At 65.2% G+C, this 14,753-nt stretch carries 16 protein-coding genes; 5 read left to right on the top strand and 11 right to left on the bottom strand.

Going from position 1 to position 14,753, the window contains the following annotated elements:
* Nucleotides 1–56 precede the first annotated feature (56 nt).
* The 3 genes from ACFWVD_RS09370 to glmS form a co-directional block, all read right to left on the bottom strand.
* Nucleotides 57–1,631 (bottom strand): serine/threonine-protein kinase, encoded by a 1,575-nt coding sequence (locus ACFWVD_RS09370; protein ID WP_379241519.1) that lies wholly within the window; start codon nucleotides 1,629–1,631, stop codon nucleotides 57–59.
* A gap of 1 nt (nucleotide 1,632) precedes the next feature.
* Nucleotides 1,633–3,147, bottom strand: a complete 1,515-nt coding sequence (locus ACFWVD_RS09365; protein WP_379241518.1) for a serine/threonine-protein kinase — start codon at nucleotides 3,145–3,147, stop codon at nucleotides 1,633–1,635.
* Nucleotides 3,148–3,241: 94 nt separating this feature from the next.
* Entirely contained in the window at nucleotides 3,242–5,122 is a 1,881-nt protein-coding gene (gene glmS, locus ACFWVD_RS09360; protein ID WP_379241517.1) for a glutamine--fructose-6-phosphate transaminase (isomerizing), read from the bottom strand.
* Nucleotides 5,123–5,158: 36 nt separating this feature from the next.
* On the opposite strand from glmS, the gene ACFWVD_RS09355 reads away from it, so the two are divergent.
* From ACFWVD_RS09355 to ACFWVD_RS09345, 3 genes are all read left to right on the top strand, one after another.
* On the top strand, nucleotides 5,159–6,013 hold the full coding sequence (locus ACFWVD_RS09355) for a dienelactone hydrolase family protein (protein WP_379241516.1): 855 nt from the start codon (nucleotides 5,159–5,161) through the stop codon (nucleotides 6,011–6,013).
* 93 nt (nucleotides 6,014–6,106) lie between these two features.
* Nucleotides 6,107–6,577, top strand: coding sequence for a helix-turn-helix domain-containing protein (locus ACFWVD_RS09350; RefSeq protein ID WP_379241515.1), 471 nt, complete (start codon nucleotides 6,107–6,109; stop codon nucleotides 6,575–6,577).
* Nucleotides 6,578–6,783: 206 nt separating this feature from the next.
* On the top strand, nucleotides 6,784–7,161 hold the full coding sequence (locus ACFWVD_RS09345) for a hypothetical protein (RefSeq protein ID WP_379241514.1): 378 nt from the start codon (nucleotides 6,784–6,786) through the stop codon (nucleotides 7,159–7,161).
* A 132-nt stretch (nucleotides 7,162–7,293) separates the two neighbouring features.
* On the opposite strand, the gene ACFWVD_RS09340 is transcribed toward ACFWVD_RS09345, so the two are convergent.
* The 7 genes from ACFWVD_RS09340 to ACFWVD_RS09310 form a co-directional block, all read right to left on the bottom strand.
* Entirely contained in the window at nucleotides 7,294–7,467 is a 174-nt protein-coding gene (locus tag ACFWVD_RS09340) for a hypothetical protein (protein ID WP_379241513.1), read from the bottom strand.
* A gap of 67 nt (nucleotides 7,468–7,534) precedes the next feature.
* Entirely contained in the window at nucleotides 7,535–8,713 is a 1,179-nt protein-coding gene (locus ACFWVD_RS09335) for a serine/threonine-protein kinase (protein ID WP_379241512.1), read from the bottom strand.
* A gap of 207 nt (nucleotides 8,714–8,920) precedes the next feature.
* Entirely contained in the window at nucleotides 8,921–9,343 is a 423-nt protein-coding gene (locus ACFWVD_RS09330; protein WP_379241511.1) for a hypothetical protein, read from the bottom strand.
* A 44-nt stretch (nucleotides 9,344–9,387) separates the two neighbouring features.
* Nucleotides 9,388–11,103 carry a hypothetical protein gene (locus ACFWVD_RS09325; protein ID WP_379241510.1) on the bottom strand — a complete coding sequence of 572 codons (1,716 nt, stop codon included), beginning with the start codon at nucleotides 11,101–11,103 and terminating at the stop codon, nucleotides 9,388–9,390.
* A gap of 25 nt (nucleotides 11,104–11,128) precedes the next feature.
* Nucleotides 11,129–11,443, bottom strand: a complete 315-nt coding sequence (locus tag ACFWVD_RS09320) for a hypothetical protein (RefSeq protein WP_379241509.1) — start codon at nucleotides 11,441–11,443, stop codon at nucleotides 11,129–11,131.
* 122 nt (nucleotides 11,444–11,565) lie between these two features.
* Nucleotides 11,566–11,874, bottom strand: a complete 309-nt coding sequence (locus ACFWVD_RS09315) for a DUF6802 family protein (RefSeq protein WP_379241508.1) — start codon at nucleotides 11,872–11,874, stop codon at nucleotides 11,566–11,568.
* A 90-nt stretch (nucleotides 11,875–11,964) separates the two neighbouring features.
* Nucleotides 11,965–12,156, bottom strand: a complete 192-nt coding sequence (locus ACFWVD_RS09310) for a PspC domain-containing protein (protein ID WP_379241507.1) — start codon at nucleotides 12,154–12,156, stop codon at nucleotides 11,965–11,967.
* A 143-nt stretch (nucleotides 12,157–12,299) separates the two neighbouring features.
* Between ACFWVD_RS09310 and ACFWVD_RS09305 the strand changes: the two genes are divergently transcribed.
* Nucleotides 12,300–13,940, top strand: coding sequence for an ABC-F family ATP-binding cassette domain-containing protein (locus ACFWVD_RS09305; RefSeq protein ID WP_379241506.1), 1,641 nt, complete (start codon nucleotides 12,300–12,302; stop codon nucleotides 13,938–13,940).
* Complete coding sequence (locus tag ACFWVD_RS09300) at nucleotides 13,937–14,359, top strand: hypothetical protein (protein WP_379241505.1); 423 nt, start codon at nucleotides 13,937–13,939, stop codon at nucleotides 14,357–14,359. The genes ACFWVD_RS09305 and ACFWVD_RS09300 overlap by 4 nt, the downstream gene beginning before the upstream one ends.
* Here the strand turns inward: ACFWVD_RS09300 and ACFWVD_RS09295 are convergent.
* Entirely contained in the window at nucleotides 14,356–14,706 is a 351-nt protein-coding gene (locus ACFWVD_RS09295) for a hypothetical protein (RefSeq protein WP_379241504.1), read from the bottom strand. The genes ACFWVD_RS09300 and ACFWVD_RS09295 overlap by 4 nt on opposite strands.
* Between the last annotated feature and the right edge of the window lie 47 nt (nucleotides 14,707–14,753).

Raw genomic sequence — 14,753 nt, 5'->3', positions numbered from 1 at the left:
CGCTGGTTGAACGGTTCAGAGGCGGCGTACTCACGGGTTATTCCGAGATGCGCCGCTCATCCACTTCCCAGAGGCGCTTTTCGCCATACTTCGTCACGTACCGTCTCCCCGGTCTTGCCGGGGATGAACTGGTAGAAGGTGATGACGAACCTTGCACGCTCCGGATCTCCAGGAAATCCGGCATGCAGTTCACCGCCTTCCGAGAACGTCGAATGGACGATAGCCAGCGGGGTATCCGAGTCCCGATGGGGCTCAGACCAACTGGTGGTGGCGGTCGGGTTCTCCGAGAGAGCACGCAGGAAAGCTTTCGCACGCTCCGGGGTATCAAAGTCCATCACGATAAATTGATTGTCATTGCCTTCATCTTCGCAACCAATTCCGTTGACGAAAAATATTTCATCTTCCAGACCGATTTGTGACGGCGTGCCAGGAATCTTGGCGATGCAGTCGGAATCCAGCCATCCCGTCCCATAATTCCCCTTTGATACCAACTGCGGAAACTGGTCGGCAATTGCCTGATTCCGACTTCCCCATTCCTCGGAATTGAGCCTTTCCAGCAGATCGGGACCATATATTCTCCCCGCGACGCCGAATGCGGCGACGACGCCGACGACCACGGACAAGGTGATCAGCACTCGCTTGGCACGTCGCCCTCGCGTCCTACCCTGGGCGGATGGTGCCACCCAATCGGGCGCCGGTCCGTTCGGCGACGCCCCCCACGGAGCACCCTGTGGCACCGAGCCCATGCCATGCTGCGCGTGCACCGTTGCGGCCAGTCGCCGGGGGTCCGGTGTAGCGGCCAGCGCCGCGTGTGCGGCCGCCGCGAATTCACCGCAGCTGGCGTAACGCTGGTCCGGCAACTTCGCCATGCCACGAGCGATGACTTCGTCCAGCTCCGTCGGCAGGTCTGGTCGGAACGTGGACACCCGCGGCGGCTCTTTGGCGAGGTGAGCCGCAATTACCTGACCAGCGCTCAGGTAATTGAAAGGGGCTTCGCCCGTCAGAAGCGTGAACAGCGTGCAGGCCAGCGAATACTGATCCGTCCGGTGATCAACATTGGTGCCGGACAATTGCTCTGGCGAGGCGAAGGCAATCGTCGCGGTGAACGAACCCGCCACGGTGAGCCCGCCATCGAAGGCCATCAACCGCGCGATACCGAAATCGGTGAGCACGGCCCGTTCTCCGCGACCGGCATCCGACGCGGCCAGCAGAATGTTCGCAGGCTTGATATCGCGGTGCAGGACGCCACGAGAGTGGGCATAGTCCAGCGCGTCGGCCACCTGTCCGATCGCGTTCAGCACACGCGACGGGTCCGAGGAGCGAACGGCGAGCTGACCGGCGTGGCCGCCGCGCACGAACTGCATGGCGATCCACAGCCGACCGTCGGTCGTGCCGGTGTCATAGACGTCGACGATATTCGGATGCTCGAGCCGCGCGATGACCTGCGCCTCTTGCTCGAACCGTAGCCGCGACTCCTGATCTGTCGCTGCAGTCGGGATGAGCAACTTGAGTGCCACCTGCATGGGCAGCCTCGGATGTCGAACCAGGTAAACCGTTCCCATGCCACCCTGGCCGAGAACGCCGTCCACGCTATAGCCCGCGAACGACTGGCCAATTTCGAGCTGGACCATGTCAGCGTTCACCCCGCCCGAGTGGGGCCTGTGGCCACCATTGCTGAAAAGTTTCGTCAGCGGTGTGATTCGCCCATTCCAGTTCGAAAACGATAGCCGCCCGATTCTGGTCACCGGGAAACCGCGTGTACACCGTCCGGTCCGCCCCCATGCCGGTCGGCGGGCGCGTGCTGACCGAGACCTGTGTCTGATCACTGGGGTGCGAAACATCCTTGTCTCGCGTCCGGTCCGGCACGAACATATATACCACCGACGTCGCTTCGGCTTCGCTGCTGTATTTTTTTAGTTCGAATTTGATCCCGGACTCTTTGTTGTCGCAGGTAATGGCCGGGGCTGTCCCATTTGAATAGGTACGAGATCTACATTTGGTGCCGAGCCAGCCAGGTCTTGTATGAGTTGGCGGGATCAATTCGGGAAAGGCGTCGGCGATGACCTGATAATCGTCACCCCAGCCGCGCAAGGCTTGCATAATCGGGTCGCGCTGCACATACCCGACAACAATCGCAGCCACCATCGCCAATCCCAACCCCGCGAAGATCCGCGCCTTCCTGGACTTACGCCGAGGTCGACGCGCAACAGGCGGCACCGACGCGAACCCACCCGGCGGCGGCCCAGGCATAGGCGCTCGCCCGACTCCCGCCCCCTGATTGAAAACAGTCGGCGCCATCCTCGACGCCGCCACCGCCCGCCCACGCAACACCTCACCGGCAACAGCAGCGAATTCCCCACAGCTGCTGAATCTTTCGTCCCGATCCTTCGCCATAGCTCGCGCGAAGACATCATCGAGCGCCGGCGGCAGATCAGACCGAAACCCGCTCAATCGCGGAATCGGCTGACTCAGATGACCCGCGACGACTTGCCCCGGATTGGTACTGGCATAGGGAGTTCGGCCCGCGAGTAGCGTGAAAAGAGTGCACGCGAGTGAGTATTGATCAGCCCGGTGATCCACCACTTCTGCCGACAATTGCTCGGGCGATGCGTAGGCCAACGTCGCGGTGAAGGTCCCCGTCGCGGTGAGCTGAGTGGTCGAGTCGAGCAGTCGAGCGATGCCGAAATCGGTCAGCACCGCGCGCTCGGGCCGACCCGCTTCCGGTTGCGCCAGCAGGATATTGGCGGGTTTCACGTCGCGGTGCAACACGCCGTGGGCATGTGCGTGGTCGAGCGCGGCCGCGGTGTCGCTGATGATCCGTAGCGCATGGTCGGCGGTGATCGAGCGCGGATCCAGCTTCGACACGTCGCTGCCCTGGATGTACTGCATCGCGATCCACAGGTGACCGTCGGTGGTGCCGCGGTCGTAGACGCCGACGATTCCCGGGTGGTCCAGGCGGGCGACCACATCGCCTTCCTGCTCGAATCGCCGACGGATCTCCGCGTCGGCAGAAACCTCACGGTTGAGCAGTTTCAGCGCTACCAGTCGCGGCAACCGGGGGTGCCGCGCCAGGTAGACCGTGCCCATTCCACCTTGTCCGAGCACACTTTCGATGTTGTACCCCGCGAAGGACGCGGCGTTTCCCACCCCCACCCCGTCAACCCCTCCCGATCGAGCAACACTGTGTCGGCACGGAGTCTAACCGGTAGTGAGCGAAGGCGATTCAGTCGCGAACCACGCCCTATTCGACGGTGACCGACTTCGCCAGGTTGCGCGGCTTGTCCACGTCGTATCCCAGCGTCTGCGCCACTTCGGCGGCGAAGATCTGCAACGGCACCGTCGACAGCAGCGGTTGGTACAGCGTCGGTGCGGCCGGGATCTCGATCAGGTCGTCGGCGAACGGGCGCACCGTGTCGTCGCCTTCTTCGGCGATCACGATCGTGCGTGCCCCGCGAGCCTGGATTTCGCGAATGTTGCTGAGCAGCTTGGAATGCAGCACCGGCCGACCCTTCGGCGACGGCATCACCACGATCACAGGCAGGCCTTCTTCGATCAACGCGATCGGCCCGTGCTTGAGCTCGCCCGCCGCGAATCCCTCGGCGTGCATGTAGGCCAGTTCTTTGAGTTTGAGCGCGCCTTCCAGCGCCACCGGGTAGCCCACGTGGCGCCCGAGGAACAGCACGGTCGGCACGTGCGCCAGCTCGCGCGCGATGGCCCGAACCTGCGGCGCGGTCTCGAGCACCCGCGCGATCAGCTTCGGCATCGACTCCAGTTCGGCGAACTCGCGCGCGACCTCGTCGGGGTATTTGGTGCCACGCGCCTGTGCCAAGGCCAGGCCGACAAGGTAATTGGCGGCCACCTGGGCAAGGAACGCCTTGGTCGACGCGACGCCGATCTCGGGTCCGGTGCGCGTGTAGATCACCGCGTCGGATTCGCGCGGGATCTGCGCGCCGTTGGTGTTGCAGATCGCGAGCACGCGCGCCTTCTGCTCCTTGGCGTGCCGCACGGCTTCCAACGTGTCGGCGGTTTCCCCGGATTGCGAAATCGCCACCACCAGCGTCGACCGGTCCAAAACCGGGTCGCGGTAACGGAATTCGCTGGCCAGCTCCACCTCGACGGGCACCCGGGTCCAGTGCTCGATCGCGTATTTGGCAAGCAGCCCAGCGTGATACGAACTGCCACACGCGACGACGAACACCTTGTCGAACTCGCGCAGTTCCTGATCGGCGAGGCGCTGCTCGTCGAGAACGATCCGCCCGCCCTTGTCGTCGACGACGAAATGCCCCATCAGGGTGTCGGCGACGGCGGTGGGCTGCTCCTCGATCTCCTTGAGCATGAAGTAGTCGTGGCCGCCCTTTTCGGCGGCGGCCAGGTCCCAGTCGATGGTGAACGGCCTGCTCACCACGCCCTCGGTATTACCGGCGAAATCGGTGACGGTGTACCCGTCCTTGGTGATCACCACGGCCTGATCCTGGCCGAGCTCGACCGCTTCGCGCGTGTGCTCGATGAACGCGGTGACATCGGAGGCGATGAACATCTCGCCCTCGCCGACCCCAACGACCAGCGGCGTCGACCGACGAGCCGCCACGATCGTGCCCGGATGATCGGCATGGGTGAACACCAGCGTGAACGCGCCTTCCAGCCGCTGCAGCACGGCGTGCACGCTCGCGATGAAGTCACCGGCGGTCGGCCCTTCGGCGTAGGCACGCGACACCAAGTGCACCGTGACCTCGGTATCGGTGTCGCTGCGCAACTCCACACCCGCGTCCTCGAGCTCGCGGCGCAGCGGCGCGAAGTTCTCGATGATGCCGTTGTGGACCACGGCGAGCTTGCCCGAAATGTCGCGATGCGGGTGCGCGTTGCGGTCGGTCGGCGCCCCGTGGGTGGCCCACCGGGTGTGCCCCATCCCGGTCGACCCGGCGAACCGATCGACCCCCACCTCGCCGAGTTCGGCCTCCAAATTGGCCAGCCGCCCGGCCTTCCGCTCGACCGCGATCGCCCCGTTCCCATCGAGGATCGCGACCCCCGCCGAGTCGTATCCGCGATACTCCATGCGTCGCAGCGCGTCGACGACAACGCCCAGCGCATCCCGGTATCCGACGTACCCCACGATTCCGCACATGGTCCACCACCCTACTGATCGGCTAGTGTTTCGGCCGTGTCGGTGTCTGTGAAATCGCTCCTGAGCACCCTGTCCGTGCGCGGCCCCCACCGGGTGTTGCGCGGGAATCTAGGGATCGCGGGCCAACCCGGTGTGGTCTACACACCCGAGTCCGGCCTGAACCTGCCCGCTGTCGCGTTCGCGCACGGCTGGCTGACCAGCGCGGAGAACTACAAGGGCCTGCTCGAACACATCGCGTCGTGGGGTTTCGTGGTCGCAGCCCCCGACACCGAACGCGGCCCGATCCCGTCACATCTGGACCTGGGCACCGACTTGCTCACCACCCTGGACATCGTGAGCAAGGTCCGTCTCGGCGACGGCACCATCAGCGTCCACCCCGACCGCCTCGCCTTGGCCGGCCACGGCATGGGAGCCGGCACCGCCGTCATCGCCGCAGCTCAACGCCGCGTCGCCGCCGTAGTAGCCGTGTTCCCCGCCCCCACCTCCCCCGCCGCGGAAAACATCGCACCCGAAATCGACACGCCCGGCCTGATCCTGTCCGGCGACGACCTCGGCTCGGTCAGCAGCAACGCCCGCGCCCTCGCCGCCGCCTGGTCCGGCCCGTCCATCCTGCGCACCATCGACGGCGCCACCCCCACCGACATCATCGAAGGCCGCCGCCTCTTCGCCGCCCTCGGCGCAGGCCGCTACGACCACAAAATCGACAAAACCACCCGAGCCCTGGTCACCGGCTACCTGCTCGCCACGGTCCTCGCCGACAAGAAGTACGCCCCCTTCGCCGACTCGGAAGCGGAGATCCCGCACACGAAGGTGGTCGACCCGAACGCGCCGGTCGAGGTCGAGACCCCGAAGCTGTCGATCGGCACCGTCGCCAAACTGATCCGCGGCTAGACCCTCGAATTCACTGTCACCATCGGGACTTCTAGCCGTCTCGAGGGTATCGCGACACCTTTCGTTTTTTTCGAATAGCGCTACACTGGCGACATGTCCACGATGCTGCGGGAGAGCACAGTCTTCCCACCAGACGACCCTGCCGACCTCGACAACCTGATCTCCAGCCTACGCATCGACAACACCTGCGCGAAGGCAAGACTCGTCGGCCCCGACGGCACATACCTCGACATCCCCGACGAGCTCTACACCGTCCTGCGCGACGCCGTCACAGCCCTGTCCAACGGACTGGCCGTCTCGATCGCACCCCACAACACGATGCTCACCACCCAGGAGGCCGCCGACCTGCTCAACATCTCCCGCCCCACCCTGGTCCGCCTACTCACCGACGGCGAAATCGCCTACTCGATGCGAGGCCGCCACCGCCGAGTCCTGCTCCGCGACATCCTCGCCTACCAAGACCGCGTCCGCACCGAACGCCGAACCACGTTGGACGCCATGGCAATCGAAGGCGAAGAGGCCGGAATCTACACGGCCACAACAACACCACCCCTTTCAGAGTAGGGCGCCCGGATGCCGTTCAGTGTGTTCCTCGATGCATGTGTTCTGCACCCCGCTTACCTTTCCGACACACTTCTTCGCATGGCGGATGCCCAAATGTTCCGTCCGCTCTGGTCTGCCGATGTTCTGAGAGAACTCCGCGGCAGCCTCATCCGCCGCGATATCGCTGCGATATCGCGGCGGACAGCGTCGACAGCAGAATCGCAAAAATGCAGTCCGCTTTCCCAGACGCGATGGTGACCGGCTACGAGTCGCTGATCGAAGGCATGGAGAACGACCCGAAGGACCGGCACGTACTCGCCGCAGCTGTGCGGTCAGCCGCCGAGGTTCTCGTCACCTTCAATATCCGCGACTTCCCCGAACGCGCCGTAAAGCCGTACGACCTCACCGCCATCACCCCCGACGAATTCCTCCTGGACCAACTGGACCTCCACCCCGGCCTGACAATCTCGACATTGCGCGGCCAAGCATCCTCCTACCGTCGAGACCCGAGATCAGTCACCGGCCTCCTGTCAGTGCTGGAACGAACCGGCACCCGCGTTTTCGCCGCAGAGGTCCGCCGCCATCTCGACAGTTATTCGACGTAGCGGACTCATCATCCCTTCGGGCTGAAGGACCCTTGCGGAGGCTCCTCTGCGACCCCGATCAGCGGGATCGGCCGACCATCGCGACGAGCCCGCCCAAGCTCCACCAGCGCCAGCAAGACAGTGCACCTGTCTTCAGCCCCCGAGGACCGAGAACCAGTTCAGGCCGGGCGAGTACTCATAGCGGACGTACTCGGTCACCAAGGAAATCAACCCGATCAACCCGGCCGTGCTCCCGAGCAACGCGAAGACCGCCGCAGTCACTCCGGTCCCACCGCCCGACGGCCGCTGGTCGACTCGTTGATACATGCATCCCCCTGAATTCGCTGTGTCGCAAACAGAATACGCAGCCCGGGCCTCGCACTGATCGGTGCGACTACCAGTTGGTGATGTCAGTGGTGATCAGGACGAACAGCACGGCCAGCACCGACACGTACAGCAGGATCAGCATCTGTCGTGGTTGTAGGCGTGGTTCACGCTGCTGGAGGTTGCGGGGCTGTGGGGCTTCCCGTTTCATGGTCATCGCGATCGAGCCCGGTCTGCCCTTTACTTCCGGGGGTCGCACCGGTCCCCAGTCGACGGCCCTGCGGTCCGTCACTTGTGGCATCGCGTCCATAGGTCTGGGTGGTTCCGGGCTCGGCGCTGCGGGTCTTGGTGGTGCTGGTGCGTGCGCACCCACCGACACCATCGCCGAGCCCGCCATGACGAGCGAACCGGTGTCCGAGGCCTCATCGGCCGACGTCCGGAACGCGTGCTGCACCGCGTCCGCGAACTCTCCGCAGGACGCGAATCGGTCCGAGGGCCGTTTCGCCATCGCCTTCGCCAGCACCGCATCCAATTCGAGCGGCAGGTCCGGTCTGAATCGGGTCACCGGCGGTGGCGGGGCTGACATGTGTGACTGGATCACCATTACCGGGTTGGTCGCGTGGAATGGTGACGCGCCTGTCAGCATCGCGAAAAAGGCGCAGGCCAGCGAGTATTGGTCGCATCGTGAGTCGAGCGTGGATGCCGCTAGCTGCTCGGGAGACGCGAATGCCAGTGTGGCGGTGAATGATCCGGTCTGGGTGAGCGGATTCTGATCGACACGTAAGCGCGCGATCCCGAAGTCGGCCAGCATCACTCGCTCGGGAAGGCCGTGTACGGACTCGCCGAGCAGGATGTTGCCGGGCTTGATGTCGCGGTGCAACACCCCGTGGCTGTGCGCGAAGTCCAGTGCACCGGCCACCTCGCTGACCACCCGCACCGCCCGCATCGGTTCGAACACCCCGACCGCGGCCCCGTCGGTCCCCCGCACGTACTGCATCGCGATCCAGGGCCGATTCCCTTCCACGCCACGGTCGTACACGGCGACGATGTTCGGATGATCCAGTCGCGCGGCGAGATCGGCCTCCCGCTGAAACCGCGCCCGCACCTCCGCGTCACCGAACATGTTCTCGTCCAACAACTTCAGCGCCACCGACCGCGGCAACCGGGGATGCCGAGCCAGATAGACCGTCCCCATCCCACCCCGCCCGAGCACGCGTTCAACCGCGAACCCAGCAATGAACTCGACCATAGCCACCCCTACCCACACGTCGGCGGCGCCATCGTATCCAACAACGGGCCAGGCCGCCGGTTCAGCGACAGGGTTCGACGGCGGCCGGGTGACAAAGGTGGGCGATCCTTGCCACCCCATCCTGGTCTGTCCGGCGTAATCGACCAATCGGTGGCCTCAACCGCCAGATTTCTGACTGTTCGGGGGCGAAGTGGGCGATTACGCCGGTTAGTCCAGCCAGGTCGATCGGCGGTAGTACTCGGATTCCGGGTCGAAGTCGCCGTCGGTGGGGGCGACGGTGGATTGGGCTTGGCGGGCGGCTTTTGCGCGGGCGACTGCTGCGCGGATTTCGGCTTGTTGTTGCTGTTCCGGGGTCCAGTTGGGGTCGACCGACGGAGGGGGTGGGGGTACCTGTGCGTGCACCACAGGTTGGCCCCATTGCTCGACAGTCGCTTGTGGCGCAACGGGCTCGGGCTCCGCTGGTTCCTCGGCGGGCTCCTCTAGTTCTCGTAGCCGTTGGGCTGCGTCGATGGCGAATTGTTCGGCGCGCAGTGCGGTTTGGCGGTTGATCTCGTCGATTTCGTCCATCAGGATCGCCGAGCGGCGGCGTGCTTCCGCGGCGATCTGCTCAATCTCGGCGGCGTAGTCCACGGTGGATCATTCTCCCGTTATCGAACTCGGTGTGCGAACGGTTCTCACAGTGGGCCTGCCTCGGCGAGGACTGCGCCCGAGTCACCGGGGTTGGTCACTGGGTGGTCGTCGACAGTTGGGGTGTGCTCGCCGTCGGATTCTTGCTGGGGTGGGCGTTGGGCACCGGGAATACCGCCGCCGACGGAACCTGGGGACTGGTCACCGTTACCTCCATCGCTAGTGACCGGAGTTTCGGGGGCGACCGGGGTTTCGGGAGGGGTCGGGGTTCCCGGGGTTGCCCCGCCAACCCCGGACTCAGCTTCGGGTTCGGCCGGTCCCGTACCGGATTCCGGTGTGCCCGAACCCAACACACCGTTGGAATCATCCTTGGAGGTAGAACCCGACTCCGGTTCGATCACCGGCTGCCCGTTCTCGTCCAACGTCAGCCGATACTGCTGGGTGTCACCGTTGGCGTCGGTGGTCGTCAACGCCAGCCCGTTCTCGCCGGCCTCGATGCTCACCTTGGTATCACCGAGCTGGAACGAAGCCTCGTGCTCACCCGACAGCAGACCGCTCGCCTGCTCGGTCAACTGCTCGATGCCGTCACCGATGGAGGTGCCTACCGACTCGACCGCCGAGGTGAGCGCGGTGCCGAGTTCGCCGGTCAATGCGCTCGACACGGTGGTGCCGAGTTCGCTCAGTGTCGAGGTGAGGGCGGTCAGCGCGGCGCTGGTATCGGTGTTGGCGGAGTCGTCGGTGGTCGGCGTCGCGGCTTTCACCGGCGATGCGGCTGCCGCCGCGGTGTCGTCGGTCTTGGCTCCCGCCGCGGTGGTCCCGCCACCACTGCCCTGAGACTGGCCACCACTGCCCTGCGACTGTCCACCATTCCCTTGCGACTGATCACCGTTGCCCTTCGACCCGTCACCCTTCGCCTTGCTCGAATCGCCGTTTTCGACGGGCGCAGTCCCGCTGCCCGCAACCGACGGATAGCTGCGCTCCTCGACCCCGGCCGCCGCCGCCTCGATGGCCGCGTACTCGTCTTGAACAGCAGTCCGTGTGGTCGCGCATTGGGCGTTGAACAGATCGAGTTTGTCGGTGAACTCTTTCTGGAAGACAGTTTTCAGCCAGTCGTCGCAGATCTCTCTGACGGCCTGTTTCCACTGGTCGGAGCCGCGATCGAGATCCTTGGTGCGGTCCTCGATCTCGTTCACTCCGACCAGCCGGTTCAGCAGAGACGGGAGCAGGTCCCCCGATTTACTACCGCGGATGATCTGGTCGATGTCCACCACGGTTATCTCGCCGATGGTGATCAGCGTGTTCTGACTCCCGATGTCGAGCCGGTTTCCCGCGGCGAAGGCCTTCACCGTGTTCGCCTTGGCCTCGATGATCTGCTGCAAGGCGGGCACGGCACCCGACATCGCGGTGGCAAGGGTCGCGACCTTCTCCCGGTCCTGGGCCGCCATGCCGACGATCTCCCGCAGACGTCCGATTCCGGCCTCGGCCGCGTTCCCTTGCCATGCCGACCCCAGCGAGTTCGCCGCTGCCGTTTGCGCGGTGCGTTGGGTGTCGGCGACGCCGAGCATCTTCTGCAGTTCGGTAGCCGCCGTATCGAGCTTCGCGAGGTTCATCCCCCGCTCCTGGTCGTAGCGGGCCTCGATCTGGTCGATCGACACGCTGACACCGATACCACCGAAGGCCTGCTGGTACCGCGGCAACAACTGTTCGAAGTAGAGCAGCCCCTTGGCGCCCTCGTCGAGGATGTCGTTCACCGATCTGGTCATGCCGGCCCCCTCGCCGCGTCGGAGGTCATTTCGCCGCGACCTGGTTCAAATCGCGTGCGTTCTTCCCGTCCACGTCGGTGTACTCGACGGTCGCCTTGCCGATCGCGCCGGCGACCGCCTCGGCTGCCGTGGTCCATACCTTGAGCCACGTGACGGTTCGGTCGAGTCCTGCCGCAATGCGTTTTCCCTGTTCGAGGTAGGCACGGCCGGCTTCGTAGTCGGCACCGTTCATGCCGTCGCCCCAGCTGTTGGCGTCTACAGCCTTTGCCGCCTTGCGCACCTCGGTCACCGCGGTCTGCAAGCCTGCGACCGATTGCGTTATCGCCTCCGGTTTCACCACGACCCCGCCCGAAACTGTTGTTCCCATCCCCCACCTCCAGCTCTCGAGGCACGCCACACCGGCGCCCTACCTACTTCGACGCACGAGACAGCCCGCCGGTTCCCTCACCGGCGGGCCGAAATCTACTTCTCCAGGTTCCCCTGGTCAGTCCTACGCCACTCCGACGTCCCATCCGGATGCCGGTGATACTCCCAAGCGGCATAATCCCCGTCCTCCTCCACGACCGTCACATGGTCGGCCAACCCATCATGGTCGTAATCGGACCAGATGCTGGTCGAGTCGGTGTCGCCGGTGGACAGGGAGTCGGCGACCCCGTCGTTGTCCAGGTCCAGGGACGGGTTGTTCAGTTCTACGGCGCCGAGGCCGCCCAAAGATGAGTGGGCGTCGATGTCGGGTAGGCCGAGGCCGGGGAACTCGCCCGAGGTGACCATGACTGCTCCTCCAACGGAAAACTCGCGGATGACGACTTGGCGGGGGTGCCTCCATAGTCTCATCCGCGAGCGGCTGCCGCGGGGGTCGGGCTACTTCTTGGGGATGAGGATCCACATGGCCAGGTAGATCAGGAACTGGGGGCCGGGGAGCAGGCAGGAGGCGACGAAGACCAGGCGGACGACGTTGGGGTTCCAGCCGTAGCGTTGCGCGAGACCACCGCAGACGCCGGCGATCCAGCTGTTGCTGGTGGAACGGGTGAGGCGGCGGGCGGGGGCGGTCATGGTGTGCCTTCCTGTGGAGCGGTGATATCTCCACTCTGCCGTCGGAGGACCCGCACCCGCATCGGTCCACAGACCTATACGCACCCTGATTTCCGCGGGCCCCGACCTCAGGGTCAGACCCTGAGACGGGCACAATTGTCGAGGTGAGCACGACATTGCACGCCAACGGCCTCTCCGCGGGGCACGCCGAACGGACCCTGTTCGCCGACCTGGATTTCACGCTGGCTCCCGGCGATGTGATCGGGCTGGTGGGGGTGAACGGCGCGGGCAAGTCGACGTTGCTGCGGATGCTGGCCGAACGCGATCCGGACGAGGGCAGCATCGTGCTGAGCCCGCCGGACGCGACCGTCGGCTACCTCACGCAGGAACCGGAACGCGTCGAGGGCGAGCCGGTGCTCGAATTCCTCGCGCGCCGAACGGGAGTCGCGCACGCACAGCAGGTGATGGACGCGGCCGCGGAACGCCTCGGCGATGGTGGCGACGATGACTACTCCCCAGCACTGGAACACTGGCTCGCCTTGGGCGGCGCGGACCTCGACCAGCGAGCTGAAGAAGTTGCCGCCGACTTGGGTCTCACCAACGGCCTGGCCAGCGGATTAGACACCCCGATGACAGGCCTGTCCGGCGGCCAGGCAGCACGCGCCGGGCTGGCCTCAGTCCTGTTGTCCCGCTTCGACATTCTGCTGCTCGATGAGCCGACCAACGACCTCGACATGGACGGCCTGGACCGTCTGGAAAAGTTCGTAAAAGGCGTGCGAGTACCCCTGATGGTGATCAGCCACGACCGAGAGTTCTTGGCGCGCACCGTGAACAGCATCCTCGAACTGGATCTGGCCCAACAGCAGACCGGCTTCTACGACGGCGGCTACGACGCCTATCTCGCCGAACGCGAGATCGCCCGCAAGCACGCCCGCGAGGCCTTCGACGAATTCGCCGACACCAAAGCAGGTTTGGAGTCGCGCGCGCAGATGCAACGCAACTGGCTCGAGCACGGTGTGCGCAACGCCCGCCGCAAGGGCAAGAACGACTCCGACAAGATGGGCCGCAAAACCCGGGCCGAGTCCACCGAGAAGCAGGCCGCCAAGGCCAGACAGACGCAGCGTCGCATCGAACGCCTGGACGTGGTCGAGGAGCCGCGCAAGGAGTGGGAGTTGCGGATGGAGATCGCGACCGCGCCACGCAGCGGTGCGGTGGTCGCCACGGCCAACAACGCCACGGTCGCGCGCGGCGAGTTCACGCTGGGCCCGATCACCACGCAGATCGACTGGGCCGACCGGATCGTGCTCACCGGCGCCAACGGCTCGGGCAAATCGACCCTGCTCGGCCTGCTGCTGGGCAAGCTCGCACCCGATTCCGGTTCCGCCGCACTGGGTTCCGGTGTGCAGATCGGCGAGGTCGATCAGGCGCGCGGACTGTTCCGCGGCATGGAACCCCTGGCCGACACCTTCGCCGCCGCGATGCCCGACTGGCCCGACGCCGAAATCCGCACGCTGCTGGCCAAATTCGGCCTGCGCGGCCCGCACGTGACCCGCGCCTGCGACACCCTGTCCCCCGGCGAACGCACCCGCGCCGCCCTGGCCCTGCTGCAGGCGCGCGGGGTGAACCTGCTGGTCCTGGACGAACCGACCAACCATCTCGACCTGCCCGCCATCGAACAGCTCGAGCAGGCCGTCGAATCGTTCACCGGCACTTTGATTCTGGTGACGCACGATCGCCGGATGCTGGATTCTGTTCGTGCGACCCGTCGTTGGCACATGTCCGGTGGGCTACTCACCGAGGAATGACCATGTTAGGTGTCGACACCCGAATCACCCTGCTCATCACAGGTTTCATCTTTCTGAGCGCGCTGCTGCTCGGGATCTGGAAGTACCACGGCATCCGGGTCGACGGCGCGGCGCACGTCTACGTCGACATCGCCCACCGCGCCGCGCTGATGTATTCCTTCGCCGGAATCCTGCTGGCGGTGTTCACCGAGCTCAGCGCCTGGCCCACGATCGTCAATCTCACCGCCGACCTGGTGATTCTCGCGTTCTTCGTCGGCGCGATCGCCAGCTACGCCCTGCACGGCAAACGACGCGACACCGCCAACCAGTTCGACGGGCAGATCCCCGCCGAACTGCGGCTGTCGATGTACGGACTCATCGCGGGCGAGATCGGCGGCTTCGCCGTGCTGTTCACCGGTTTCGTCGCCGGACAGTTCTAAAAGGACTGCACCACAACAGGTTCGGCCGCACCGAACAGGTCGATATCGGAACCCAGTTTCGCCCCGATCAGCCCGGCACCGGCGGTGACACCGAGCACGGCGACCACCGCGATGAACGAACGAGAGCGCGGCACCCGGGGCACCGCGAACGCGCGCGTGCTCGGCGGCTCGACAACCGGTTCATACGCGGGCTGACCATAGCCTTCGTCGCGAATCGGGACCGTGTGCGAATACCCCTGCGGCACTTCGCGACACCCCGGCCGCCCACACGCCCCACCGCAGCGGTGTGGCTGGTCTGCTTCGCCGTACTCGTACGGATAGTTGCGGGCTGGCAGCGACGGAACCATGATCGGCCCCCTTTTCCATCGTGGTGCGCGCCAACAGTAACCGCCTG

Source organism: Nocardia sp. NPDC058666 (assembly GCF_042714895.1).
Taxonomy (GTDB): Bacteria; Actinomycetota; Actinomycetes; order Mycobacteriales; family Mycobacteriaceae; genus Nocardia.
Note: the sequence above shows the minus strand (reverse complement) of the source record. Positions and strands in the feature narration are given on the sequence as shown.

Coding starts and splice junctions, on each gene's coding strand:
- ACFWVD_RS09370 (WP_379241519.1), bottom strand. CDS start 1,631: ATGGTCCAGCTCGAAATTGGCCAGTCGTTCGCGGGCTATAGCGTGGAC.
- glmS (WP_379241517.1), bottom strand. CDS start 5,122: ATGTGCGGAATCGTGGGGTACGTCGGATACCGGGATGCGCTGGGCGTT.
- ACFWVD_RS09350 (WP_379241515.1), top strand. CDS start 6,107: ATGTCCACGATGCTGCGGGAGAGCACAGTCTTCCCACCAGACGACCCT.
- ACFWVD_RS09345 (WP_379241514.1), top strand. CDS start 6,784: ATGCAGTCCGCTTTCCCAGACGCGATGGTGACCGGCTACGAGTCGCTG.
- ACFWVD_RS09340 (WP_379241513.1), bottom strand. CDS start 7,467: ATGTATCAACGAGTCGACCAGCGGCCGTCGGGCGGTGGGACCGGAGTG.
- ACFWVD_RS09335 (WP_379241512.1), bottom strand. CDS start 8,713: ATGGTCGAGTTCATTGCTGGGTTCGCGGTTGAACGCGTGCTCGGGCGG.
- ACFWVD_RS09325 (WP_379241510.1), bottom strand. CDS start 11,103: ATGACCAGATCGGTGAACGACATCCTCGACGAGGGCGCCAAGGGGCTG.
- ACFWVD_RS09315 (WP_379241508.1), bottom strand. CDS start 11,874: ATGGTCACCTCGGGCGAGTTCCCCGGCCTCGGCCTACCCGACATCGAC.
- ACFWVD_RS09310 (WP_379241507.1), bottom strand. CDS start 12,156: ATGACCGCCCCCGCCCGCCGCCTCACCCGTTCCACCAGCAACAGCTGG.
- ACFWVD_RS09300 (WP_379241505.1), top strand. CDS start 13,937: ATGACCATGTTAGGTGTCGACACCCGAATCACCCTGCTCATCACAGGT.
- ACFWVD_RS09295 (WP_379241504.1), bottom strand. CDS start 14,706: ATGGTTCCGTCGCTGCCAGCCCGCAACTATCCGTACGAGTACGGCGAA.